Origin of the sequence: Persicobacter sp. CCB-QB2 (genome assembly GCF_001274635.1) — a bacterium.
In the GTDB taxonomy this organism is placed as follows: Bacteria; Bacteroidota; Bacteroidia; order Cytophagales; family Cyclobacteriaceae; genus Persicobacter; species Persicobacter diffluens.
In genome coordinates, this window is the sequence record NZ_LBGV01000001.1 from 913,259 (window position 1) to 935,965 (window position 22,707).

Genomic DNA, 22,707 nt, shown 5'->3' on the forward strand with positions numbered 1-22,707 from the left:
GCGCTTTCTATTAAAATAAGAAGCGTGACCTGAATTTACATGGGCCAACTATGAGAAGCAGCTTAACCTTTATTTGTTTTTTGATGGTATCGTTTTTTCAATCGGTTCCGATTTTGGCACAAGATACTATTATTGTGCGCGGGCAGGTTGTGGAGGCAGATTCCAATAATCCTATTCCTTTTGCCACCGTGGAAGTGTGTGGTACCTCCGTTGGGACAGTAGCCAATGAGGAAGGTTTTTTCCGTTTTTCTGTAGAGTCAAATAGGGGAGATTCCCTATGTGTTCATTCTGTAGGATATGAATATGGATATTATCCTGTGCCTGAAAAATCTTCCAATGCCCCATTAACTTTGACTTTGGTATCTTCCACCAAAATGCTTACTGAAGTGGTGGTGGGAGATATGAAAATTACCCCGGAAAGAATTTTGAAAAAAGCCGCTCAAAATGTGCGCAAAAATTATCCTCAAAAGCCATTTGCTTTAAAGGGCTATTATCGTGACTATCTCAGAAAGAAAAAAGGGGGCTACATCTGTTTTTTGGAGGGAGCGATGGATATACTGGATCCTGGCTTTAAAAAGCCGGATGACAAGATTGAGGTGAGGATGGAGCAAATTCGTTTAAGTGATTCTTACGAGAAGAATTATAAGAAATATGTAAAGGAATATGAGCATGATACTTCCAAAATTTTGCTACATGGCGTTTTGCCAAGTCTAAGGGGCAATGAATTTGCGAGTATGATTTTTCATGATCCCCTGCGAAACCACGGACGTTCTGTGCCTTTTATGGGTACTTTTGATACGATGTGGAATTCTTCTTACTATTTTGAGTTGGATTATTATACTTATATCGGAGAGGATGAGGTTTACGTGATTTCCATTCAGCCGAACCCTTCACTTAACTATTGGCATGTTGATGTGAAGGGGCAAATTTTCGTAAGGGTGAAAGATCATGCAGTCATGAAGATCAATTACAAATATTTTGTGACGAAAAAGCTGGATAAGCAAAAGTGGTATGAGTTGAATCTGGAATATCAGGACATTGACGGTTTAATGTACCTGAAATATTTGTCCTACATGAATTATTTCAAGATTTTTAATGGAGAAGAGATCGCAGAGATCTCACAATACCGTGAATTTTTTGTCAATGATGTAATTCTTCAGGAGGATAAAAAGCTGGAAAGTGTTGGTATTCGGGTAGATATGGATAAGCCGTTGTATACACAATCCGTGAAAGAAATTCCAAATTTTTGGGATCATTATAATTACTTACTTTTAGGGCAACCTCTTATGGATTAAACTAGCATTCATAATGAACGTGGAGGAATTAAAAGGTAAAACGGTTTTGATCACCGGCGCTAATTCAGGATTGGGTTACGCCTTGGCGGAGCATTTGCTGAAGGCTCAGGCTAATATTATTATGCTATGCAGGGAGTTGAGAAGGGCAGAGGAAGCGAGATTAAAGCTGTTAACTTTATTTCCTAAAGGGAAAGTGGGGCTCATTCGGATGAATTTGAGTAGTCTCACTTCAGTGCACAATGCTGCAGAAGAGGTTTTGGCGGGTGCGAATAAGCCTGATTATATCGTGAATAATGCCGGTAAAATGTTTGGGCCTTATATGGTAACCGAGGAGGGGGTGGAATCCCAATTTGGAGTGAATTATTTAGGGCATCTTGCTTTGATGAAATTCCTTTTTCCACTTTTTCAGGAGGGCGGCGTAGGGCGAATCGTGAACGTGAGTAGTATTGCCCATCGTTGGTTTCCCTTTGAATTTCGCAATATATTGCAATCCGCTCATTATCATCCTGTCAGGAATTATAGCCATAGTAAATTGGCCAATCTCCTCCTGAGCAGGAGTCTGAATAAGGCTTTTCAAGGCATGGGAATCTCTACTGTGGCAGTAAACGCGCATCCGGGGATTAGCAGGACGAACATTGGCAGGAATTTACCTCAATGGATGGTGCCGGTTGCCTTGCGTTTTGGCCAATCTCCGGAAGCAGGGGCTTTGCCTATTATGTTAGCATTAACAGATGTGGAGGCCACTGGCGGTGATTGTTATGGTCCTGCGGGTTTTCAGCAATGGTTTGGTGGAGCTCAAAAAGTGGAAGTGGGCGCCAGTGCTCATGATGACCGATTAGCAGCGGCCTTGTGGGAATGGGGGATTGAGCTGATAGAGGGAAAATCTATTTAAATTCGCATTATCCCCTTCTATTTTCAGGTAGCGATCATCTTAATGGTAAGGGTTTGTGGAAAAATGCCAAGCAGGTTAATAAATCAAGCTCGGGGATGCTATATGCTTTCCATTATACTTCTTCTATGGCAATGTTAACATTAGGAGACTATCCCTTCAATTTATCCTTACACCCAATCAGGTGATTTGAGTAGAAGTAAAATGCTTGAAGTTTAAAAGAACCATTTTTATTTTTTTTGGGTTGTGTTTCTGTGAATAATGCAAAAAATACCATCCTGAATCATTTGATCCTAAGAAAGGGATCAGGCAGAATATCCGCCAATCTTTTAATTCATTATGAGGCCAGTCCGGAGGAAGTGGAGGCTCGTTTGGACGTGTTAATGATAATTTCCCTTCATTTAGCTCCATCTTTTGTGGGGCCGGAATTGATTAGAGTCAAAGCAGAAATCTTTCAGTTGAGAGATTATCTGAATATGATGCAATTATTAATAGAGGCTAAGAGACTGCTGGAATAAGCTTTTTTTATTCAGTCATCAAATGTTATTGCCCGTTAGCGGTTTTCCTATATTCTTTTTAAATATTTACGGTTTTCCTGCAACCCTCCTCCGTACAAGCCGATTTTTTGGTATAAAAGCGTGTTTAAAAGCACAGTATCCGGCTGCGAATTCGAATTATTCCCAGCGATCTTGGATAATTTCTCAACAATAGCGATGCTAATCGCTCAAAATGGTCCTTTATCGCTTTTCCAATATTTCAAATTTTCGCTGCGAATTATGGCTTATAAACACGCTATAAGCAAAAATTTTAGCAATGGAAGATATGGATTTCGAGAAAGGATTGCATCAATACGAATCACAGCTTTATGCCACGGCTTATAAATTTACGAAGGATTATGATGCTGCTCAGGATTTGGTACAAGAAACCCTTATCAAAGCATTTAAGGGTCGGGACAAATTTAAAAGCGGGACTAATCTAAAGGCCTGGCTATTGGTGATATTGAAAAACACTTTTTTCTCCCAATATCAAAGCGATAAACGAAGAGGAGAGCAGTTTGATCATACGGATTCTTTGGATGCTTTCCTGGCCTGGAAAGGGGGGGCCAATAAAAACCTGGCGGATAGCAGAATAGCGGTAGAAGAAATCAAGAAGGAAATTGATAAATTAGACGATCAATACCGCATGCCCTTTATGCTCTATTTTCAGGGATTTAGTTATTTGGAAATTGGGGAGAAATTGAGCCTGCCCATTGGAACTGTGAAGAACAGGATTCATTTGGCAAGGAAGGTTTTGAAGGACAAGGTGAAAAAGGAGTGATGAGCGTTAATATAGGATGGGGTAATAAATTAGCCAATTAAAAAAGCCCGGGAAAGATCATTCCCGGGCTTTTTGTTATTGATACTTCTTGTAGTGAAGTACTTAAAGTACGATGTTCACAATTTTATTCGGTACTACAATCACCTTTTTCGGTTGCTTGCCTTCCATCCAGCGAATTACCGCTTCCTGCTGCATAGCGATCTCCTGGATTTCATTTGGCTTAGCGGAAGCCGAAACCGTGATTTCCGCACGCTTTTTACCGTTGATCATGATCGGGTAAAGCTTCTCATCTTCCACCAAATAGCTTTCATTGAATTCTGGGAAAGCGGCAATGGTTACCGATTCGGTATGGCCTAATTTTGCCCACAATTCTTCTGCAATGTGTGGGGCATAAGGGGCAATCAATACCACTAATTGCTCCAGAATCGCGCGCTTTTTACATTTCATGCCCCCCAATTCGTTAGTGGCAATCATGAATTGCGAAACGGAAGTGTTGAAGATATAGTGATCAAGATCGTAAGTCACCTTCTTGATGGTCGCATGCAAAGCTTTCAATTCCGCTTTGGTAGGCTCTTCATCGGTTACTACGAAATCATCGCCTTCATGGAACAAGTTCCAGAATTTACGCAAGAATTTGTAAACGCCGTCAATACCGTTGGTGTTCCATGGCTTGAATTGCTCCAATGGCCCCAGGAACATCTCGTACATACGGAAAGTATCTGCGCCATAGCGCTCGATGATATCATCCGGATTCACGACATTGTATTTGGACTTGGACATTTTCTCTACTTCCGCACCACATACATATTTGCCATCTTCCAAAATGAATTCCGCATTGGCATAATCCGGACGCCATTTTTTGAAGGCCTCCAAATCCAATACATCATTGGACACGATGTTCACATCCACATACAATGGATCCACTTCGTAATCTTTCTTCAAACCGTAAGACACGAATTGGTTCGTTCCTTTCACACGATAAACGAAGTTGGAACGTCCCTGAATCATGCCCTGGTTGATCAGCTTTTTGAAGGGTTCTTCGAAGTTCAGGAAGCCCATATCAAACAAGAATTTCGTCCAGAAACGGCTGTATAATAAGTGACCTACGGCGTGCTCTGCTCCACCTACATAAAGGTCTACCTGATTCCAGTATTTCAAGGCTTCCGCATCGGCGAATTTCTCCTCATTGTGCGGATCCATATAACGCAGGAAGTACCAGGAAGAACCTGCCCAGCCCGGCATGGTAGACAATTCATAAGGTAGGCCGTTATAAGTCCAGTCCGCTGCACGGCCCAGTGGTGGCTCTCCTGTAGCGGTTGGTTTATACTCATCAATTGCCGGAAGTTCTAATGGCAATTCAGATTCCTTCATCAATTTAGGAATACCATTTTCGAAGTAAACCGGTACGGGCTCTCCCCAATAACGCTGGCGACTGAATACGGCATTACGGATCCTGTAATTCACCTTACCTTTACCCAAACCTTTTTCCTCTACCCAGTTGATCGCTGCTTTGATGGCCTCAGACACTTCCATCCCATTCAGGAAGCCGGAGTTGATCATCTTACCCGCCTTAGGATCGAAATCATCCTGTGCGATATCGGTATGCTTACCTTCCTGTACCGGAATAACCGGCAAGCCGAAATGGTTCGCGAAAGCGAAATCACGGGTGTCCGAACAAGGAACCGCCATTACGATACCTGTTCCGTAACCGGCTAATACGTAATCAGCAATCCAGATCGGAATTTTTTCACCATTGAATGGATTGATCGCATAAGAACCTGTGAATACACCGGAAATGGTTTTTACATCCGACATACGCTCGCGCTCGGAACGGTTTTTCGCCATTTCCACATAAGCGTCCACGGCTGCTTTCTGTGCTTCGGAAGTCAGGGTTTCGATCAATTCATGCTCCGGGGCAATGGTCATGAAAGTTACTCCGAAAGCGGTATCTACACGCGTCGTAAATACTTCCAAATCCAATTCCGGCTTTTCATCCACCTTGAAGTGAAGCGAACAACCTTTGGATTTTCCAATCCAGTTACGTTGCATTTCTCTTAAAGACTCGGAGAAATCAATCTCTTCCAGGCCCGTCAATAAACGCTCTGCATAAGCCGTGATGCGCATCATCCACTGTTTCATCAGCTTGCGCTCTACCGGATAGCCACCACGCTCAGAAACGCCATTCACCACTTCGTCGTTGGCCAATACCGTTCCCAATTCAGGGCACCAGTTCACTACTGCATCTGCCAAATAAGTCAATCGGTATTTCAACAACATATCCGACTGCTCCTTTTCGCTAAAGGCATTCCATTCTGCTGCAGTAAATGCAGGCGTGTCCTCATCGCAGGAAGCATCCACCGTCGCATTACCTTCTTTTTCGAAGATGGCGATCAGCTCATTGATGTGCTTGGCCTTGTCGGCAGCATGATCATAATAGGCATCAAAAAGCTGCATGAAGATCCACTGCGTCCACTTGTAATAGGAAGCATCAGAAGTTCTTACTTCTTTATCCCAATCAAAAGAGAATCCAATGTTGGCCAACTGCTCTTTGTAACGGGCGATATTGTCCTCCGTGGTTTTGGCAGGGTGCTGACCGGTCTGAATAGCATATTGCTCAGCAGGCAAACCGAAAGAGTCAAATCCCATTGGGTGCAAAACATTGAAACCTTTCAATTTTTTGTAACGCGCCACGATATCGGAACCAATGTACCCTAGTGGGTGTCCAACGTGCAAACCAGCACCGGAAGGATAGGGGAACATGTCCAGGGTATAAAACTTTGGCTTGGAAGCATCAACATCCGCCTTATAGGTCTGTTGTTCTTTCCAAATCTGCTGCCATTTCTTTTCAGTTGCTCTGAAATTGTATTCAGCCATTAGATCTATTGATTTATGGTATAATAATTTCCAATTGATAGGGTGCTATAAACCCAGTTTGGCCGTAAAAATAGAACTTTTTGGCGGAGAATAAAATTCGCAGGAAGGTATTCTGACTGCGGGAGAAGGCTTTGCCGACGCAAGCCTGTAGCGGTTTGAGGAGCTATATTGTCGCTTTATATCATGGAGGGGTGACGATAGGTGTTTTGGTAGGGTGACTGGAACCAAAGGTGAGTGTTTTTTCTGTTGATCTCCAATTGGATGTGAGCGTTTGGGAACTTTTTGTCTAAGATATCGGCCATCTTTTGTCCATATATCATTACTGAGGCCTTGGTGCCGGTGATTAAAATGACTTCCATAGCCGGGATTTTTCGGACCCGTTCAAAGCGCTGTTGACCAATCCATGTCAGGGAATGATCCGGGGGGCTGGGTAAGCCTCTTAAATCGGAGATCCATCGACTCAGCTTTTTTACGCGCATTAGCCGCAGGGCCTCATCCACGGTTTTTTGGTATTCCTCTGTAGTAAATACACCTTTCCATATTAGCTCAACCGCCTGGAATTCCGTGTTATAAATAAGGTCTACATATTCAGTTTGAAAAACAATCATCCGATCCAAATTCCTAAATTACATTAAGTTATCTTATGTGATTAATTGATTTTTGTTTCATTTTTAAAAGTTGTAGTGATGTGATTTATTCGTCTTTATTTATGAAAAATTATATCGGTTTCTTTACTATTTGTAAAAAATCATCGGTAAGGAATGTAAGTTCGTTTATTTTCAATGTGCTATTTATTGTCATTTCATTGATTTTCACCTCTTGCATGAAAATGAGAACTTCTGAAACTAAAATATTGAAAGATTTTAAAGGGCAACTCGCTCAGCCTGTCTTTGGTATTTCTTCTAATAGGGAGCATCCCTTACATTATATGAAAATTGGTAATTCTCCACAAAACCTATTGGTCTTCATTCATGGTGCGCCGGGGTCTCTGGATGCTTTTTTAAGCTATATGAAGGAAGAAGCTTTAAGTAATAGGGCCACTTTGATTACCTTGGATCGAGAAGGTTATGGCTTCTCCGGTTATGGTAAGGCAGAGCCCTCCATTGGAAAGCAGGCGAAAGGAGTGAAGGAGTTGATCATGGATCATGGAAATTATGATCGTATTTTTTTAGTTGGGCATTCTTATGGAGGACCCATTGCCTGTAAGTTGGCGATGGATTTCCCGGATTTGCCCATAGAACGGTTAATTTTATTGGCGCCAGCTTTAGACCCTGCGCATGAAAAAGTATTCTGGTTCAATAAGCCGATGGACTGGAAGCCTTTTAGGTGGGTGTTGCCAGGTTCATTTAAAGTGGCGAATTTGGAGAAAATTCATCACCGATCGGAATTGGAATTAATGACTAATCAATGGAGGAGTTTGCGGGTTCCCATCATGGTCATTCATGGGAAAAAGGACAGTCTGGTGCCTTTTAAGAATGTTGCTTTTCTGAAGGAGGTTTATCAGGGGGATTGGCTGGAGGTTATTAGTCTGGAGAATGAGAATCATTTTATTCCCTGGACCCAGTATGATTTGGTGAAAGAAATATTAATGAAGTACTTGCCAAATCCGTGATTTTCTTTGTAAAAATATAATTCCTGCCTCTCTTTCTAAACCATTGGTCAGTGTTTTTTCGGTTTACAGCAATTGTTACATCAATATTCCTGATTTTCGATTCCAGCATATTTGCCGTGTTTTCTCCAAAGGTTTGAAATTGTGGTTTGTAGCCTGTGATAAAGACTAATTCAAATTTCTCATATTTTTCAATTATAGATTTCTGATAAATAAAAAGGTGATTGGAGTAGGGTTGAGGAGCCTGATCAATTTGGGTGAAATCGGTAATCCAACGACTGAGGTTGTGTTTCTCCATGAAGTCATAACCTTTTCTTATCATTTCTATATAATCTTTTTCATTAAAATTATTTAGCCATATGAGTTCGACTGCTTTTAGTTGGAGATTATATAAAATATGTGCTTTGCTAGATTTAAAGATAGTCATATTGTAGTGTTTGATGCTGAATATAACTAATCTTATTTATAATTTCAGGTTACAACATTAGAAATTCATTAAATGAAAGTAGCCGAAAAGATGCGTGAACCATCGGTTTTCGTTTCTTCTGTGATTTACGATTTTTATAGTGAGGTTTGGGAATTTCCTTTCGAGCTGATCTGCGATCATGACGCAATATTCTATATGAGTAGGCTTAGTTCCTGCAATAAAAACCATTTCAATAGTGGGTATCTTGGTTAATTTTGTTCTATTCAAAGGAATGTGGACGTTTTTGATTTGAGGTTGACGTTCCAGTAGCCTAAAATCGGAGATCCAACGAGAAACTTTATACTTGGCTAAAGCCTGGAAAGCAAATTCTACCGTTTTATGGTATTCAGATGTATGAAAATCTCTTTTCCAAATTAGTTCAATGGCTTTGTGCCGGGGGTTGATTTCAATACGGGCAAAGGGTTCGTCAAGTAGGAGCATGTCAAAATAGGTGTATGTTTTAACATAGTAACGAAATAATTTTTTTCATGAATATGGATTAAAATAACATTAAAGTAAGTTGTTTTGATTTTTTTCCTGAAAAAAATATAGCGAATAGGGGTAAGGAACGGAGGGGGTGGTTTTTGTAAAGGACTAGGATTGGGAATATTTGAGATTTAAATAAAATCGCGCGATAGATTAAAAACAAATTATAAAAGGTCTTTAAATAAGACCTTTTAATGAATTATTTTCCGCAACACTGCTTATACTTTTTTCCACTACCACAGGGGCATGGATCATTTCGGTGTACTTTGGGAATGGTGTTCTTATCTTCTCCACCGTTTTGTTTTCGATAGAAATAAAGGAGTACGGCTACTAAAATTAACCCAAAAATCAGAATGCCGATTAGTCTTAAATACGATTCGTCCATAATCAAAAAGCTTTTAATGATAACTAAAAAATGAGCGAATATTCCCGGGTAAAATACAAGCACCATCATAAGGATGGTGCTTGTAAGTTATTTTTTAACGAGCTGCTGTCGGAATGTCCTGATGGGCAATAACAGTGCAGAAAAGCAAACCACCATCCATAACCAGCTTGGTATTCCAAAAATGTTAATTGGAATGAGGCCCATGCCGGTTAAAGTATCATGAATACTGTAAATTAATACCCCAAAGATCGCTATCGGATAAATCCAATTAAATATAATGAATCTATCGAAAATATAAAGCAAAATCAGACTAATGGTTACCGGGTATAATATGCTAAGAATAGGGCCAGCAAAAACAATTATTTTATCCAGGCCAATAGAGGTCAGGAAGATGGAAATAATGACGGTAATGATTACGACCGGTTTGTAGGGTATTTTCCCATTAGAATGTTTCTCAAAGAAATTGCCTGTGATGGCAGTCAGGGCGATGGAAGTAGAGAGACAAGCAACTGCAATGACAATATCCATCATGAACTTTCCTTCTGCCCCTAAGATTTGCTGAATGAGGTTGGCTAACAAATCCGGTCTGCTGGCTTCCGCAGGCATTTGGCCACTCATGTTTGAGGCAAGGAAAAGGACTCCACCATAAACAAAACCAAGTAATCCACCGGCAATCAATCCAGCATTTACCCCAATTTTGATGATTTTTTTCTTGTCGGTATACCCTTTTTCGTGAAGCGCCGCAATCAGGACGGCACCCATGAACACCGTTCCCAGGGCATCCATAGTCTGGTAGCCCTCCAGGAACCCCTTTCGGAAAATGTCTCCTTCCAGAGAAGGTTCTGCGATTTCATTAATCGGAAAAAATACACCCTTGAAAATGATAATGGCGACTAAGCCAATTAAAGTAGGGGCTAAATACTTCCCAATCTTTTCCATAATCCCGGTAGGTTTAATCACAAAAAACAAAGTGATGGAAAAGTAGATGGCCGCAAACATCAGGGCACTGAGGCCTGGAATCGTATTTTGAAATACCAATTCATAAGTTAAGGCACCATTTCTGGGGATGGCAATCAAAGGGCCTAAACAAATTATAATAATGCCCTCAATGAAGAGGCCAAATTTAGGATGAACTTTTTCCCCCATTTTCAGGGAAGAGCCTCCTGCTTTGAAAATGGCGATTACACCCAGGATAGTTAATCCGACATCTGAAGATAAATAACCTAAAGCCGCAGTCGTCCAGTCGGAACCCGAAGCATGTCCCAATCCTAATGGAAAGATGAGGTTCCCAGCGCCAAACATAGTCGCAAAGAAAGCAAAGCCAAGGATGATCGTGTCTCTTGTTGTCGTATTTTTATTATAAAGTTTTCCCATTTTAAAGTATTAAGGGCATTTGTGTAATGGAATAATCCTTACTGGATTTTTGTGGACTCTGTCTCTAATGCAGTTTTGTTTTTTTGCCTTTTAGAAAGTGAAAGGGCAATGACCATTACGGCAAGTCCGGGATACAGTACCATTGGAAGGGTGTCGGAAATAATCGAACCCACAAATTGGAATTCTTCACCAAATGAAATTTGAGAAAGCGTACTTTGAAGCAGGGTGCTGAAAGTAACTACTTTAAATGCCCAGTCTGGCAGGAAGTCACCTAGTAAATTAAGGAAGATTAACGCAATGGTTACCGGATACAGGATAGATAGTACTGGCACTGCTACCTTTATTAAGCTGTCTACCCCTGAATGGAGAAGTACCAACTGAATAAACAAGTCGCTACGACTAACGCACTGTATGGAATTTTCCCACCGGAAAGTTTATGGAAAAATTCGCCCACCGTAGCGGAAAGTCCTACCGAAGTGGTGAGACAGGCAAAGGTAATCGCTATCCCTAAAAGGATAAGACCTGCCTGGCCAAGGATACTTTCGATAATTGATAAAAGCAATTGGGAGGTCGCTATATCTGCCGGAAGGTCCGCTCCCGAGAAGGTGGCGCCAATGTAAAGCAGCCCCCCGTAAATAAAGGTCAGGCCGCTTGCCGCGATCAAACCAGCTTTAATGGTGATAGACAATTGGTCGCTGAATTTGGAGTATCCTTTTGATTTAAGGCCAGCGAAGGTTAATCCACCGAAAAGAATGGCTGCCAATACATCCATGGTTTGGTAGCCATCAGTAAAACCCTGTGCAAATGCACTCTCCAGTCCTTTATCGGCCGGACTTCCAACAGGGTCAAAAATACCAATGACCACAATTACAGTCATCACAAATACGAGGACCGGCGCCAATATCTGACCAATGCGATCAATAATTCCCTGAGGTTTGATGGAGAAAATTAAGGTAATTAAAAAGAATCCAGCGGTGACAAGCCATACCGGAACATCAAAATGAGGCTGAAAAGCTAATTCATAAGTTACCGCACCCGTTCTTGGAATTGCTAGCATCGGTCCAATAGCCAGAATAATTAGCGTACCCAGAAATTTCCCGAACCAGGGCGCTACTCTTTCGGAAAATGTATCTACGGTTCCTCCTGATTTTGCTACACTAATAATACCGAGCAGAATCAATCCAACGCCTGTAATTAAAAAACCTAATAAACTAGGAAGCCAGGCTGTGCCTGAAGTAAAACCGATAGATGGAGGAAATATTAAATTTCCCGCACCAAAAAACATGGCGAAAAGCGCCAATCCAGCAATTAATGTGTCTTTCCGTAATGAATTCATCCTCAAATGTGTTCCCTTTGATTAAAGCAAAGGAAGATTTTGTTTTTTTGTATTTATGATCAAATCGTAATGCAATATTACAAAATCACCAAACAACCTTTTAAGTTTGTGGGTAAAAAACCCATATTTTATGCTTTTAATCAAAAACCAAACCGTTTTCCTATGGATTTTTTTTTATTTTTTTTCAGTCTGTTAAAGTTGGTGGCTTTCACTTCTTTAAATGAAGCTTAGCGCTTGTTCTGGCATCTCGGGTAAAAAAAATGATTTCGGGGATTTTGTCGTTACAAAAGAAGTCCCTATGTTTGCATCGCATTACGGGAAACGCCCGTAGGAAAGCACGAGAGGGGTTTTCTCCTTTTAAAATGATGAACGGGTGTAGCTCAATTGGTAGAGTAGTGGTCTCCAAAACCATTGGCTGTGGGTTCGAGTCCTACCTCCCGTGCACATAATTATTTTTGATGATATTTTACAGAGAGGTGGCCGAGCGGTTTAAGGCGCACGCCTGGAAAGCGTGTTGGGTTCACGCCCTCGAGGGTTCGAATCCCTTCCTCTCTGCTGGATATACACGGGTGTAGCTCAATTGGTAGAGTAGTGGTCTCCAAAACCATTGGCTGTGGGTTCGAGTCCTACCTCCCGTGCCATTCCGGGCTCTTAGCTCAGTTGGTTCAGAGCACCTGCCTTACAAGCAGGGGGTCACTGGTTCGAATCCAGTAGGGCCCACCATCATCAAAGCAAAAATCAAAAGGATTTTTGTATATTTACACGGGTGTAGCTCAATTGGTAGAGTAGTGGTCTCCAAAACCATTGGCTGTGGGTTCGAGTCCTACCTCCCGTGCACATAATTTGACATTTATTATTATTCTTAGAGAGGTGGCCGAGCGGTTTAAGGCGCACGCCTGGAAAGCGTGTTGGGTTCACGCCCTCGAGGGTTCGAATCCCTTCCTCTCTGCACAAGGCTGTTTAGTTCTAAACAGCCTTTTTTTTTGCTCATTTTTGGACTAAGCCTTAAGAAAGTTGACCAACGAAATTGCTTAGGGATTTTTTGGGGATTTATGGCCTTATTTTTAGGGAGTCAAAAATTTTGTTTTTGAAAAAAAATGTAAAAAAAAGAGAAAACTTACATTGTTAGATATTGAATGATTACAATTCCAATTATATACAAATAATCGTTCAAAATTGAATTTTATATAGGATTACAGGCATCCCTAGTATTCAGAAAATTTTTTATTGCACCTAAATGATGTAATAATCATGTAAGGTTATTATTATGAATGCCCTTTTTCCCCAATATTGTGAATTGTCCTAAGGAGTTAATCCACAAAAATTAGAGGGGGATAAGTTTGGCTTCCGGAGGTGGTTATTGAGAGTATTAAACCTTATGAGCAAACTAAATGCCTAAAAAATTACTCTTAATTTTCATTTGCATGCTAGCTGTTTCTACCGCTTGGGCTCAGGACCGGACGGTAAGGGGAACAGTGACAGCGCGCGACTCGGGAGACCCAATCCCGGGGGTGAATGTCTTGTTGAAGGGAGCGTCAACAGGTACAGTCACAGATATTAATGGGGAATACTCTATCAGCGTCCCGGACGCCGGAGGAGTATTAATTTTCCGCTTTATTGGTTTGGCTACCGAAGAGGTTCGTATCGGATCTCAAAGTCAGATTAATATGACCATGACAGCGGATATCAAACAACTCACCGAGGTAGTGGTAACGGCCGTGGGTATTGAGCGGGATAAAAAACGCCTGGGCTATGCGGTGGAAGAAGTAAAAGCCAATGATTTGGTTTCTTCGCGTGAGTCGAATTTAGTACAGGGCTTAAATGCCAAAGTCGCCGGGGTGAATGTGACTCAAAACGCTGGTACTCCGGGTGCGGGTTCCACCATTCGTATTCGGGGAAACACCTCTATTACTGGTGATAACTCCCCACTTTTTGTTATTGATGGTATTCCGGTCGATAACTCAGTTACTGGTGGTGCCGGTTCAGGGGATGGCGGAACCGGTGGAGATGCTACCGGAGGGGTTGCCAACTCTAACCGTATGGTTGATATTAATCCGGATGATGTAGAATCCCTGACCGTATTGAAAGGTACAGCTGCTACTGCCCTGTATGGTATGCGTGCTGCTAACGGTGCGATTATTATTACCACCAAAAAAGGGGATGTTAATCAGAAGATGCGTTTGACGGTTCGACAAACGAACACCTGGAGTCAAATCAATAAGATGCATGATTTGAATGATGAATTTGCCCAGGGTTCTGCAGGGGTGTACCAGGGTCCTGAAACCGGACAGTCCGGCTCCTGGGGTCCGAGGATATCTGATTTGGTTTGGGTCCCTTCCATTGAAAATCAATATGATAAAAATGGAGCGGTTTTCACCCGTGCCGATGCAGAGGCCCAAGGATTAGATTTTACCCCCATGCGTGCTTATGATAATGTTGATGATGTTTTCGGGACAGGATTTACAAACGATACCTATGTGAGCCTTAGTGGTGGTACCGACCGTTCCACCTACTATACTTCTGTAGGTTTTACACGAGATGAGGGAGTGATTCCATTGTCAAATTATCAGCGTATCACCGGTAAAATTTCGGCAGATCATCGATTCTCTGATCAATTCAAGTTATCTACTACGGTGACTTATACCAACTCCAATTCACGAAGGGTACAGCAGGGTTCCAATACTTCTGGTATTATGTTAGGATTGATCCGGACTACGCCATCATTTGATAATTCCAATGGTTTTGGGAGTGATGCGGTAGACGAGGTTTCTGCTTATGAGTTTCCTAATGGCACCCAACGTAATTACCGCGGAGGAATAGGCTATGATAATCCATTCTGGGTAATTAATAATATCCCTTTTAATGATGAGGTGAACCGTGTAATTGCCATGTTACAGGCTGATTATTCCCCAGCTGAATGGGTTACGATTGTGGGGCGTATGGGTAATGACTTTTATTCTGATGAAAGATCTCAGCATGCAGAAATTAATTCTCGTAACTTTACTGCGGGACAGGTTTTTGAAAGGAGAATCACCAATCAGGATCTTACGGCTGATCTTTTGGCTACTTTTAGTCGGGACTTCACCTCCTTTTTGAGTGGACAGTTAATTGTGGGTTATAATTATTTTAACACCAGGAACCGTTCTTTATTTGTTCAGGGAGATGATTTGTCATTGCCCAATTTTGACAATATCTCCAATGCGGCTTCCGTGTTCTCTACAGATAATACGAATCGTCTTCGTCGTCATGGAGTTTATTATGATGCTCAACTTGCTTACAAAGATTTATTATTTTTGAATACTACCGGTCGTAATGACTGGTCAAGTTCTTTGCCAGATCAAAATAACAGTTTCTTCCAACCTACCTTCAGTTTGAGTTTTGTTTTCTCTGAATTGTTGGATGTAGAGGCGATTAGTTTTGGTCAGTTCCGTTCAAGTTGGGGGCAGGTAAAAAGAGATGCCCCGATTTATGCAACCCAAAATTACTTTCAGGGAGCAGCATTGGATGGTACCACTAACCAAATTTCTGATGGTTCAACTAATGGGGTTGGTTTCCCTTTTGGTGGGGTGAACGGCTTTACCCAGCAAAATGGTTTAGGAAATGATGATATCAAGCCAGAAACACAATCTACTTGGGAGTTAGGCTTGGGAATGAAATTCCTGGAGAATCGTTTCGGATTTGATGTGACTTGGTATAATACGATTACTTCAGATCAGATTGTAAATGCTCAGCTTTCTTCTGCCACAGGCTTTGGGTCAACCATCATTAATGGGGGGAAATCGAGTCTACCGGTTGGGAAATTACTTTTGATGCAGATATCCTTCGCACTAGTGACTGGTATTGGAATACGAATGTAAATTTCACCACCTATGAAAATACGGTAAATTCATTAGCTCCGGGCTTGACCAATGTTCAGTTGGGAGGTTTTGTAGGAACAGGTTCTTATGTGGAAGCAGGCCAGCCTTATGGGGTACTTCGCGGAGGGGTCTTTCAAAGAAATGAAGCAGGTCAAATCATTATCGGTGATGATGGATTCCCACTGGCAGCGCCTGATCAGGGTGTTATCGGAGATCCTATTCCGGATTTCACTGCTGGCTGGAGAAATACTATTAATTGGAAAGGTGTTACTTTAAGTTTCTTGTTAGATTTTCGCCAAGGAGGGGACATGTGGAACGGGACCAAAGGAGCATTAACTTTCTTCGGTATGTCTGAATTGACTGAAAACCGAGGGGAGACCGTGATATTTGATGGAGTTACCGAAACAGGACAACCTAATACCAAACAGGTGGTGCTGGATCAAAATTGGTATCAAAGTAATGGTGGTGGTTTTGGTTCAGTGGATGAGCACTTTGTGGAAGAAACTACCTGGGTTCGTTTGAGGGAATTGTCTTTGGGTTATGATTTCCCAAAACCAATGATTTCCAAAATCGGGCTATCTGGACTTAACCTGACCTTTACGGGTAGAAACCTTTGGTTAACCACCACCTATGATGGTATTGACCCGGAGGCGAACTTGACGGGTACAGGAGGTAACGGGCTTTCACAAAATGCCGTTGGTTTGGAATATTTTGTGAACCCCAATACCAAATCCTATACAGCTTCTTTGACTTTGACCTTCTAATCAGGTCGGTATTTTTAAGCTAAACCTTATGAAAATGAAATTTAGAAATATAATTCAGTCCCTGGTGCTGCTGGTATCTTTGGCCTGGGTTTCCTCTTGTGATTTTGGAGATCTCAATGTGGACCCCGCTAATCCAGATGCAGTACCGGTACAGGCACTTTTGCCGACCATTGAGGTAAGGCAAGCCTATTTATATGGTGGCGATATGGCCCGATATAATGCCATGTTTACCCAGCACTTCAATGGTGTTTCTAGGCAATCTTTAGTTATTGGAAGATATAACTTTACAAGTTCAGATGTGAACTCTGCCTGGAATCAGATGTATCGGGGTGCTTTTCGCGATCTAAAAGTGTTGATTGATTTAGCTGACGCTCAGGGTGCGACACATTATAGCGCTGTAGGAAAAATTTTGCAGGCTAATATGATTGGACTTGCCTCTGACATGTGGGGTAATGTTCCCTTTACCGAAGCGGGTCTGGGAACTGAGAATTTAGCTCCTGCCTATGATAGCAGAGATGAAATTTACAGTTCTGTTCACAGTTTATTGCAGGATGCCAGAGCGGCTTTAGCGGTTCGGACGGATTTGCCAGTGGGTAGTGAAGATTATTTTTATGCCTCCGTGAATACAGATTATGCTCCGCTGTGGATAAAAGCCGCTTTCGCTCTAGACGCCAGATACTATTTACACCGAGGAGATTTGGTAAATGCTTTAGAGGCTGCTAAAGTTTCTTTTGCCTCCGAAGCGGAGGAATTAACTTTTGCTTCCTTCTCGGAGTCTCCTACAGAATCTCACCCCTTATTTCAATTTATCGATCAAAGAGGGGATACCCGAATGGGGGAGTTTTTTGTAGAGTTGATGAAAGCGAATAGTGACCCTCGTTTACCCTTCTTTGTGGCGGAATTTGGAGATACCGGAGAATATATAGGTGTTCCCGCTGGCGATGATTCTGAAGGTTCAGAAGCAGGTCCCTTCTATAACAATCGTAGTGCGACCGTTCCTTTTATCTCCTATTCCGAGGTAAAATTCATTGAGGCAGAGGTATTGTTAAGACAGGGAGGAGATTACCAAACCCCGTTGAGAGAGGCCATCCGTTCCTCCGTGGAAGTAGTGACTGGTGTTGAAAACGATGATTTTGTGGATGCTCAGGTGGCCTCTGTTACAGATTTAGAAGGCTTAATTCTTCAGAAATATGTAGCACTGTTCTATCAGCCTGAGACCTTTAATGATTTGAGAAGAACTGGTTTCCCTGCACTCTCTCCAGCGCAAGGGGCCAGTCAGGAACAATCCGGAGGGGACATTCCAAACAGATGGCCTTATCCCATCAATGAGCAATTGTTCAATAAGGAAAACTTTGATGCTAATAACCCCTCAGGCCCTCCATTGGTACCTGAGTTAGGTTGGGAGTAAAAAATAAATGCAAAAGACAATGAAGAAATTCAGTATAATGATACTTTCACTAGCAGTACTTTTTCTAATGTCCTGCGATGCGGAGGAATATTTTGAAGGAACTGCGACTTTGTCCAGGCCTGGGGTAATCATTGCATTTCCGGATGGAGGTGGATTTGAACCATTTGGATTAGAAGTCTTGACCACCGATGAAACCTTTACGGTGGATGTAGAGCTTTCGGGCCCGAATGCATCGGCAGTCTCCTCCATGGAAGTGGTTCCTCTGCCTTCCGCTCAAGGCACATTTGATAATGCCTCGATCACCATTTCAGATGGAAAAGGAAGTTTTACCGGCGATTTGGCAGATTTTGGTCTTACCGAGGATGGCGCCAGCGTTACCCTGGTATTTATTGAGAGTTCTACTCCTTCGGAAAAAAACTTCACGGTTTTCGCTGCTGATCCGGTACCAGAGCCTGAAGAAACTGAATAGTGCTCATAGGAATGAAAAACTGAAAAGGGCGGCCAATTTTTGGTCGCCTTTTTTCAATCCCTTTTTTTAGAATATCTTGTATACCTCTTCTAAAGGAAGGCGATTCTTTGGGGAATAAATACCTGCAGCAACTCCCTTCCCACAGGGGATGATCATGTTGATTTCTGCCTTAGCAGGTAATTGAAGAAATCTTTTGACCCTTCTACTATCAAACCCCTCCAGGGGCAACTGTCAAGGCCTTCTCCTTTTAAGGCATACATGAAAGTCATTGCGGCTAAAGCGACGCTTTTGTGAATGGAAATGCGAATATCCGTTCTGCCCGCCTCTCGCATCATAGGTTTTTTTATGCCCATAAAATTCACAAGGATTTTTTTGAAAAAACCTAAAATTCCCATGCTGTCCTGATTATAAAAAAAAGGGACATACTTTTCATAGTATTCTAATGCGCGTTTCAGTTTTTTGGGATTACTCTCCTGCGCTTTAATTTTCGAGATATTGAACTGGGCATGTTTTTTCCACCAATCTGGTCGTGCCACGAAGACAATAATTTCTTTGGCATTTGCGGCAGAACCCTGTCCCATACAAAGACGAGACATTTCCTGAATGGCTTCGGCTTTTGTTATCCTGATAAATTGCCACAACTGCATATTGGAACTGTTCGGAGCCTGAATGGCTAAATCCAGGCATTTGTCAATGACTTCAGGGTCCCAGTTGGCCTCCTGGTCAAATCGCCGCATGGCACGCCGACTTCTGACGATCTCTTCAAAAGAAAGGCTTTGAGCTGTTTGTGTTGCATTCATTTTTCAAAGATAGGGAATCTTCTTAAGAATAAGGGATTAAGAATTATTTGTTGGGGCAGCCTCATGGTGCTAAAGGAAAAAAAGACCTATTGTCTGCCTATCTCACCATCTATAAAGTTTAACCTAATCATATTCTAATCTTTCCGGTTTTGTGCAACAGTTTACTTAGATTATTCGCTTATTAGACTTTAACCTATTATAAAAATATGAATTCCCTGAAAACATTTATTACGCTCTTGTTTTCCCTTGGGACGCTTAGTTTGTCGGCGCAAAATTTCTCCCTAAGCGGGTATTTGAGAGACTCTGCTACAGGAGAAGAATTGCCTTTTGCGAATGTAGTCGTTAAAGGAACGACGATCGGTGTTAATACCAATGCCTATGGGTTTTATACCATTTCCCTACCTGCGGGTGACCATGTGCTCTTATTTCAGTTTCTGGGCTATCAGACGTTGGAAAAGAAGATCTCTTTACAAAAGAATGAGCGGCTAAGTGTGGAACTACCCCTGGAAACTAAAACGCTTGAGGAAGTGGTAATTTCCGGAGAAGCGGCGAATGCCAATGTGGTTAAAAACGAAATGAGCGTGGTCTCCCTTTCCCCAAAAAGTATTGAGACCATTCCGGTGCTTTTTGGAGAAAAGGATATATTAAAGACCTTACAATTAATGCCTGGGGTTTCCTCTACCGGGGAGGGCAATACCGGATTTTATGTGAGAGGAGGAAGTTCAGATCAAAATTTGATCATTTTGGATGAAGCTCCGGTCTACAATGCCTCTCATTTATTAGGTTTTTTTTCCGTCTTTAATTCTGATGCGGTAAAAAGTTTGAAATTATACAAATCCGGTATTCCAGCTGAATATGGGGGAAGACTTTCCTCTGTTTTAGATGTGAAAATGAATAATGGGAATGATCGAAAATTTGGGGCAGAAGGTGGTGTTGGATTAATTTCTTCCAGATTAACGCTGGAGGGACCGCTTAAAAAAAATCGGGGCTCATTTATTGTATCCGGGCGAAGAACGTATGCGGACCTGTTTTTAAAGTTGAGTTCAGATCCGGCATTGAAAGATTCCAAGCTATATTTTTATGATTTGAATGCTAAACTGAATTATCGGATCGGGGAGAGAGACCGGCTTTATCTGAGCGGGTATTTTGGCAGAGATGTCTTTGAAAGTAGTGGTATTTTTGGTTTGGATTGGGGAAATGGGACAGGCACTCTTCGTTGGAACCACCTGTTTTCAGATCGATTTTTCTCCAATACCTCTATCATTTTTTCAGACTACACTTATAACATTGGTTTGACTTCGGGTTCTACTCCCTTTGATATTACGGCCGGTATTCAGGATTGGAACTTTAAGCAAGATTTCAATTTGGCACTATCCAATAATAATCAGCTCAAGTTTGGCTTTAATATTATTCGACATGATTTTACTCCGGGAACTTTAACCCCGACGGGTGGTAATATCAATTTTAATGCAATCATTGTCCCGGGAAGAGTGGCGGTGGAAACCGGTACTTATGTTTCCTATGAACAAAAATTAGGGGAACGGCTGCAGCTCACTTATGGCCTGAGAATGTCTACTTTTTCTAATGTAGGAGCAATGACGGAGTACCAATTTGAATCTGGTCAGGAAGTCCCCTTTGATTCGGTGACTTATGGATCAGGAACTTTCTATAATACACAGGTCGGTTGGGAACCTCGGTTTAATGCCAATTTTGTGATCAATAAAAAAAGCTCATTGAAGGTATCTTATAATCGTACCTATCAATACCTTCATTTGTTGAGTAATTCCTCAGCGGGTTCCCCAACGGATGTATGGATTCCAACGACCCCAATTGTAAAACCGGAGATTGCCGATCAGGTAGCCTTGGGGTATTTCCGTAATTTCAATGATAATAAATATGAATCTTCCGTGGAAGTCTACTATAAGAATTTGGATAACCAAATAGATTATAAGAATGGAGCAGAAATTTTATTAAATCCTTATTTGGAGTCTCAACTGGTATTTGGAAAAGGTTATGCCTATGGGATGGAATTTTTTTTAAAGAAAAGATATGGTCGATTTAATGGTTGGGTAGGCTACACCTTGTCGACCACGCGGAGGGTTTTTGAGGAGATTAATAATGGGGAGCCTTTTTCCGCCCGGCAAGACAGACGACACGATATTTCTTTGGTGGGGATGTATAAAGTAAATGACCGCTGGGAGTTATCGGCCACCTGGGTATACAATACAGGCGATGCCGTTACTTTTCCCACAGGGCAATATAAAGTAGAGGATAGAAGAATTTCCGTTTATTCCGAGCGTAATGGATACCGTATGCCTTCTTATCATCGAATGGATTTTGGTGCGACCCTGCAAGGGAAAAAAACTAAAAAATTTGAGTCTTCCTGGAATTTTTCAGTCTATAATATGTATGGTCGATACAATGCTTTTTTTATTCGATTTGAGGAAAATGAGGACAATCCGGAACAGGTAGATGCCATTCAAACTTCCCTTTTTTCTTTTGTTCCTGCCATCACTTATAATTTTAAATTCTGATGAAAAGGTATTATTTGATCATGTTTTTTTGCGGCCTGTTGGCCTCCTGTGAACAGGTTATTGATCTTCCGTTACGCACCTCGGACCAATTGTATGTACTTGATGGCCATTTCCATGAAGGAGATACCGCTTATATGCAGGTAACGCTATCAGGTGCATTTAATGCCTCTTCCTTCAATTTTGTGGAAGGTGCACAAATAATGATAGCAGGACAAAATGGGGAAAGTGAGATTTTGCAGGAACTTGACTCCGGCCGCTATGCAGGTCGATTCTTAAAAGGGGAGGCCGGTAAGCAATATACCATACAGGTCATGCATCAGGGAAAGACTTTCAATACACAGGCTGAGATGCCCGCCAAAGTAACGATTGACAGTCTGATAATTCGGGATGAGGAAATTGTATTTCCCGGGCAGGAACCTAAAAAGGAAGCCGTTATTTTCTTTACGGATCCCGGGGGTGTGGAGAATTATTATCGGGTAAAATTTTACCACAACGAGGAGGAACTTATTGGCTTCAGGGTAACGGATGATCAGGTATTCGATGGCCGTCAGATTCCATTTAATCTGGCTATTGAGGATTTATTACCAAATGATACCGTTCGGGTGGAATTAATTGCTATAGAGCAGGTTGCCTATGATTACTATGTTGGCTTGGTGGAGATTTTAAATTTAAATCCGGGTTCGGGAGTGCCCTATAATCCAATCAATAATTGGAGTCCGGAAGCTTTAGGCAATTTTACGCTGGGTAATATTGATAGTACCGGGGTGATTTTCAGAGGGGATTGATGAAGCCCGATTATTCTTGTTAAAATTTTCGTTTAGCTGCAAGCCGGAATAAATGCGGG

Annotated in this window: 18 protein-coding genes, 6 tRNA genes and 1 pseudogene; 17 read left to right on the forward strand and 8 right to left on the reverse strand. The window is 41.8% G+C overall.

Annotated features, from left to right (window positions below; genetic code table 11):
- Nucleotides 1–113 precede the first annotated feature (113 nt).
- From NG22_RS04190 to NG22_RS04205, 4 genes are all read left to right on the forward strand, one after another.
- Nucleotides 114–1,295: a carboxypeptidase-like regulatory domain-containing protein gene (locus NG22_RS04190; protein WP_172674315.1), complete on the forward strand. Its 1,182-nt coding sequence runs from the start codon at nucleotides 114–116 to the stop codon at nucleotides 1,293–1,295.
- Nucleotides 1,296–1,308: 13 nt separating this feature from the next.
- The gene (locus tag NG22_RS04195) at nucleotides 1,309–2,187 is read left to right on the forward strand and encodes an SDR family NAD(P)-dependent oxidoreductase (RefSeq protein ID WP_053404562.1); all 879 of its coding nucleotides are present in this window, start codon (nucleotides 1,309–1,311) and stop codon (nucleotides 2,185–2,187) included.
- Nucleotides 2,188–2,471: 284 nt separating this feature from the next.
- Entirely contained in the window at nucleotides 2,472–2,702 is a 231-nt protein-coding gene (locus NG22_RS04200; RefSeq protein ID WP_157600861.1) for a hypothetical protein, read from the forward strand.
- 295 nt (nucleotides 2,703–2,997) lie between these two features.
- Nucleotides 2,998–3,501, forward strand: a complete 504-nt coding sequence (locus tag NG22_RS04205; protein WP_053404564.1) for an RNA polymerase sigma factor — start codon at nucleotides 2,998–3,000, stop codon at nucleotides 3,499–3,501.
- Between the two features lie 102 nt (nucleotides 3,502–3,603).
- On the opposite strand, the gene leuS is transcribed toward NG22_RS04205, so the two are convergent.
- Together leuS and NG22_RS04215 are read right to left on the reverse strand one after the other, a co-directional pair.
- The gene (gene leuS, locus NG22_RS04210; RefSeq protein WP_053404565.1) at nucleotides 3,604–6,375 is read right to left on the reverse strand and encodes a leucine--tRNA ligase; all 2,772 of its coding nucleotides are present in this window, start codon (nucleotides 6,373–6,375) and stop codon (nucleotides 3,604–3,606) included.
- Between the two features lie 176 nt (nucleotides 6,376–6,551).
- Complete coding sequence (locus NG22_RS04215; protein ID WP_053404566.1) at nucleotides 6,552–6,983, reverse strand: hypothetical protein; 432 nt, start codon at nucleotides 6,981–6,983, stop codon at nucleotides 6,552–6,554.
- 221 nt (nucleotides 6,984–7,204) lie between these two features.
- On the opposite strand from NG22_RS04215, the gene NG22_RS04220 reads away from it, so the two are divergent.
- Nucleotides 7,205–7,987, forward strand: coding sequence for an alpha/beta fold hydrolase (locus NG22_RS04220; RefSeq protein ID WP_172674316.1), 783 nt, complete (start codon nucleotides 7,205–7,207; stop codon nucleotides 7,985–7,987).
- On the opposite strand, the gene NG22_RS04225 is transcribed toward NG22_RS04220, so the two are convergent.
- From NG22_RS04225 to brnQ (NG22_RS04245), 5 genes and pseudogenes are all read right to left on the reverse strand, one after another.
- Complete coding sequence (locus NG22_RS04225) at nucleotides 7,923–8,411, reverse strand: hypothetical protein (protein ID WP_053404568.1); 489 nt, start codon at nucleotides 8,409–8,411, stop codon at nucleotides 7,923–7,925. The genes NG22_RS04220 and NG22_RS04225 overlap by 65 nt on opposite strands.
- A 57-nt stretch (nucleotides 8,412–8,468) precedes the next feature.
- Nucleotides 8,469–8,891, reverse strand: a complete 423-nt coding sequence (locus NG22_RS17980; RefSeq protein WP_053404569.1) for a hypothetical protein — start codon at nucleotides 8,889–8,891, stop codon at nucleotides 8,469–8,471.
- 244 nt (nucleotides 8,892–9,135) lie between these two features.
- Nucleotides 9,136–9,321 carry an SEC-C metal-binding domain-containing protein gene (locus NG22_RS17985; protein WP_216597591.1) on the reverse strand — a complete coding sequence of 62 codons (186 nt, stop codon included), beginning with the start codon at nucleotides 9,319–9,321 and terminating at the stop codon, nucleotides 9,136–9,138.
- A gap of 87 nt (nucleotides 9,322–9,408) precedes the next feature.
- Nucleotides 9,409–10,695, reverse strand: a complete 1,287-nt coding sequence (gene brnQ, locus NG22_RS04235) for a branched-chain amino acid transport system II carrier protein (protein ID WP_053404570.1) — start codon at nucleotides 10,693–10,695, stop codon at nucleotides 9,409–9,411.
- A 38-nt stretch (nucleotides 10,696–10,733) separates the two neighbouring features.
- Nucleotides 10,734–12,031: pseudogene (gene brnQ, locus NG22_RS04245) on the reverse strand (branched-chain amino acid transport system II carrier protein).
- A 369-nt stretch (nucleotides 12,032–12,400) separates the two neighbouring features.
- Here brnQ (NG22_RS04245) and NG22_RS04250 point away from each other — a divergent pair.
- The 10 genes from NG22_RS04250 to NG22_RS04295 all read left to right on the forward strand — a co-directional run bounded on the left by NG22_RS04250 (nucleotide 12,401) and on the right by NG22_RS04295 (nucleotide 18,529).
- Nucleotides 12,401–12,473 (forward strand) — tRNA-Trp (locus NG22_RS04250).
- Nucleotides 12,474–12,501: 28 nt separating this feature from the next.
- Nucleotides 12,502–12,586 (forward strand) — tRNA-Ser (locus tag NG22_RS04255).
- Between the two features lie 10 nt (nucleotides 12,587–12,596).
- Nucleotides 12,597–12,672, forward strand: a tRNA-Trp gene (locus tag NG22_RS04260).
- Nucleotides 12,673–12,676: 4 nt separating this feature from the next.
- A tRNA-Val gene (locus NG22_RS04265) sits at nucleotides 12,677–12,754 on the forward strand.
- Between the two features lie 39 nt (nucleotides 12,755–12,793).
- Nucleotides 12,794–12,866 (forward strand) — tRNA-Trp (locus NG22_RS04270).
- 29 nt (nucleotides 12,867–12,895) lie between these two features.
- Nucleotides 12,896–12,980, forward strand: a tRNA-Ser gene (locus NG22_RS04275).
- 475 nt (nucleotides 12,981–13,455) lie between these two features.
- Nucleotides 13,456–15,888 (forward strand): SusC/RagA family TonB-linked outer membrane protein, encoded by a 2,433-nt coding sequence (locus NG22_RS04280; protein WP_053404573.1) that lies wholly within the window; start codon nucleotides 13,456–13,458, stop codon nucleotides 15,886–15,888.
- Between the two features lie 44 nt (nucleotides 15,889–15,932).
- The gene (locus tag NG22_RS17555; RefSeq protein WP_053404574.1) at nucleotides 15,933–16,652 is read left to right on the forward strand and encodes a hypothetical protein; all 720 of its coding nucleotides are present in this window, start codon (nucleotides 15,933–15,935) and stop codon (nucleotides 16,650–16,652) included.
- Between the two features lie 34 nt (nucleotides 16,653–16,686).
- Complete coding sequence (locus NG22_RS04290) at nucleotides 16,687–18,060, forward strand: SusD/RagB family nutrient-binding outer membrane lipoprotein (RefSeq protein ID WP_172674318.1); 1,374 nt, start codon at nucleotides 16,687–16,689, stop codon at nucleotides 18,058–18,060.
- Between the two features lie 37 nt (nucleotides 18,061–18,097).
- A complete protein-coding gene (locus tag NG22_RS04295; RefSeq protein ID WP_157600862.1) occupies nucleotides 18,098–18,529 on the forward strand; it encodes a hypothetical protein in 432 nt (143 codons plus the stop codon).
- Nucleotides 18,530–18,681: 152 nt separating this feature from the next.
- Here the strand turns inward: NG22_RS04295 and NG22_RS04300 are convergent, their stop codons facing one another.
- Nucleotides 18,682–19,329, reverse strand: a complete 648-nt coding sequence (locus tag NG22_RS04300) for a nitroreductase family protein (RefSeq protein WP_216597592.1) — start codon at nucleotides 19,327–19,329, stop codon at nucleotides 18,682–18,684.
- Nucleotides 19,330–19,535: 206 nt separating this feature from the next.
- On the opposite strand from NG22_RS04300, the gene NG22_RS04305 reads away from it, so the two are divergent.
- Together NG22_RS04305 and NG22_RS04310 are read left to right on the forward strand one after the other, a co-directional pair.
- Nucleotides 19,536–21,863: a TonB-dependent receptor gene (locus tag NG22_RS04305; protein ID WP_053404578.1), complete on the forward strand. Its 2,328-nt coding sequence runs from the start codon at nucleotides 19,536–19,538 to the stop codon at nucleotides 21,861–21,863.
- Nucleotides 21,863–22,648, forward strand: coding sequence for a DUF4249 family protein (locus tag NG22_RS04310; RefSeq protein WP_053404579.1), 786 nt, complete (start codon nucleotides 21,863–21,865; stop codon nucleotides 22,646–22,648). Before NG22_RS04305 ends, NG22_RS04310 begins: the two co-directional genes overlap by 1 nt.
- The last annotated feature ends 59 nt before the right edge of the window (nucleotides 22,649–22,707 follow it).

Bases quoted from the DNA above. Each gene is read 5' to 3' on its own strand.
- NG22_RS04205 (WP_053404564.1), top strand. From the start codon at position 2,998: ATGGAAGATATGGATTTCGAGAAAGGATTGCATCAATACGAATCACAG.
- NG22_RS04290 (WP_172674318.1), top strand. From the start codon at position 16,687: ATGAAATTTAGAAATATAATTCAGTCCCTGGTGCTGCTGGTATCTTTG.
- leuS (WP_053404565.1), bottom strand. From the start codon at position 6,375: ATGGCTGAATACAATTTCAGAGCAACTGAAAAGAAATGGCAGCAGATT.
- NG22_RS17980 (WP_053404569.1), bottom strand. From the start codon at position 8,891: ATGCTCCTACTTGACGAACCCTTTGCCCGTATTGAAATCAACCCCCGG.
- NG22_RS04295 (WP_157600862.1), top strand. From the start codon at position 18,098: ATGATACTTTCACTAGCAGTACTTTTTCTAATGTCCTGCGATGCGGAG.
- NG22_RS04215 (WP_053404566.1), bottom strand. From the start codon at position 6,983: ATGATTGTTTTTCAAACTGAATATGTAGACCTTATTTATAACACGGAA.
- brnQ (WP_053404570.1), bottom strand. From the start codon at position 10,695: ATGGGAAAACTTTATAATAAAAATACGACAACAAGAGACACGATCATC.
- NG22_RS04300 (WP_216597592.1), bottom strand. From the start codon at position 19,329: ATGAATGCAACACAAACAGCTCAAAGCCTTTCTTTTGAAGAGATCGTC.
- NG22_RS17985 (WP_216597591.1), bottom strand. From the start codon at position 9,321: ATGGACGAATCGTATTTAAGACTAATCGGCATTCTGATTTTTGGGTTA.
- NG22_RS04225 (WP_053404568.1), bottom strand. From the start codon at position 8,411: ATGACTATCTTTAAATCTAGCAAAGCACATATTTTATATAATCTCCAA.
- NG22_RS04195 (WP_053404562.1), top strand. From the start codon at position 1,309: ATGAACGTGGAGGAATTAAAAGGTAAAACGGTTTTGATCACCGGCGCT.
- NG22_RS04280 (WP_053404573.1), top strand. From the start codon at position 13,456: ATGCTAGCTGTTTCTACCGCTTGGGCTCAGGACCGGACGGTAAGGGGA.
- NG22_RS04305 (WP_053404578.1), top strand. From the start codon at position 19,536: ATGAATTCCCTGAAAACATTTATTACGCTCTTGTTTTCCCTTGGGACG.
- NG22_RS04220 (WP_172674316.1), top strand. From the start codon at position 7,205: ATGAGAACTTCTGAAACTAAAATATTGAAAGATTTTAAAGGGCAACTC.
- NG22_RS04310 (WP_053404579.1), top strand. From the start codon at position 21,863: ATGAAAAGGTATTATTTGATCATGTTTTTTTGCGGCCTGTTGGCCTCC.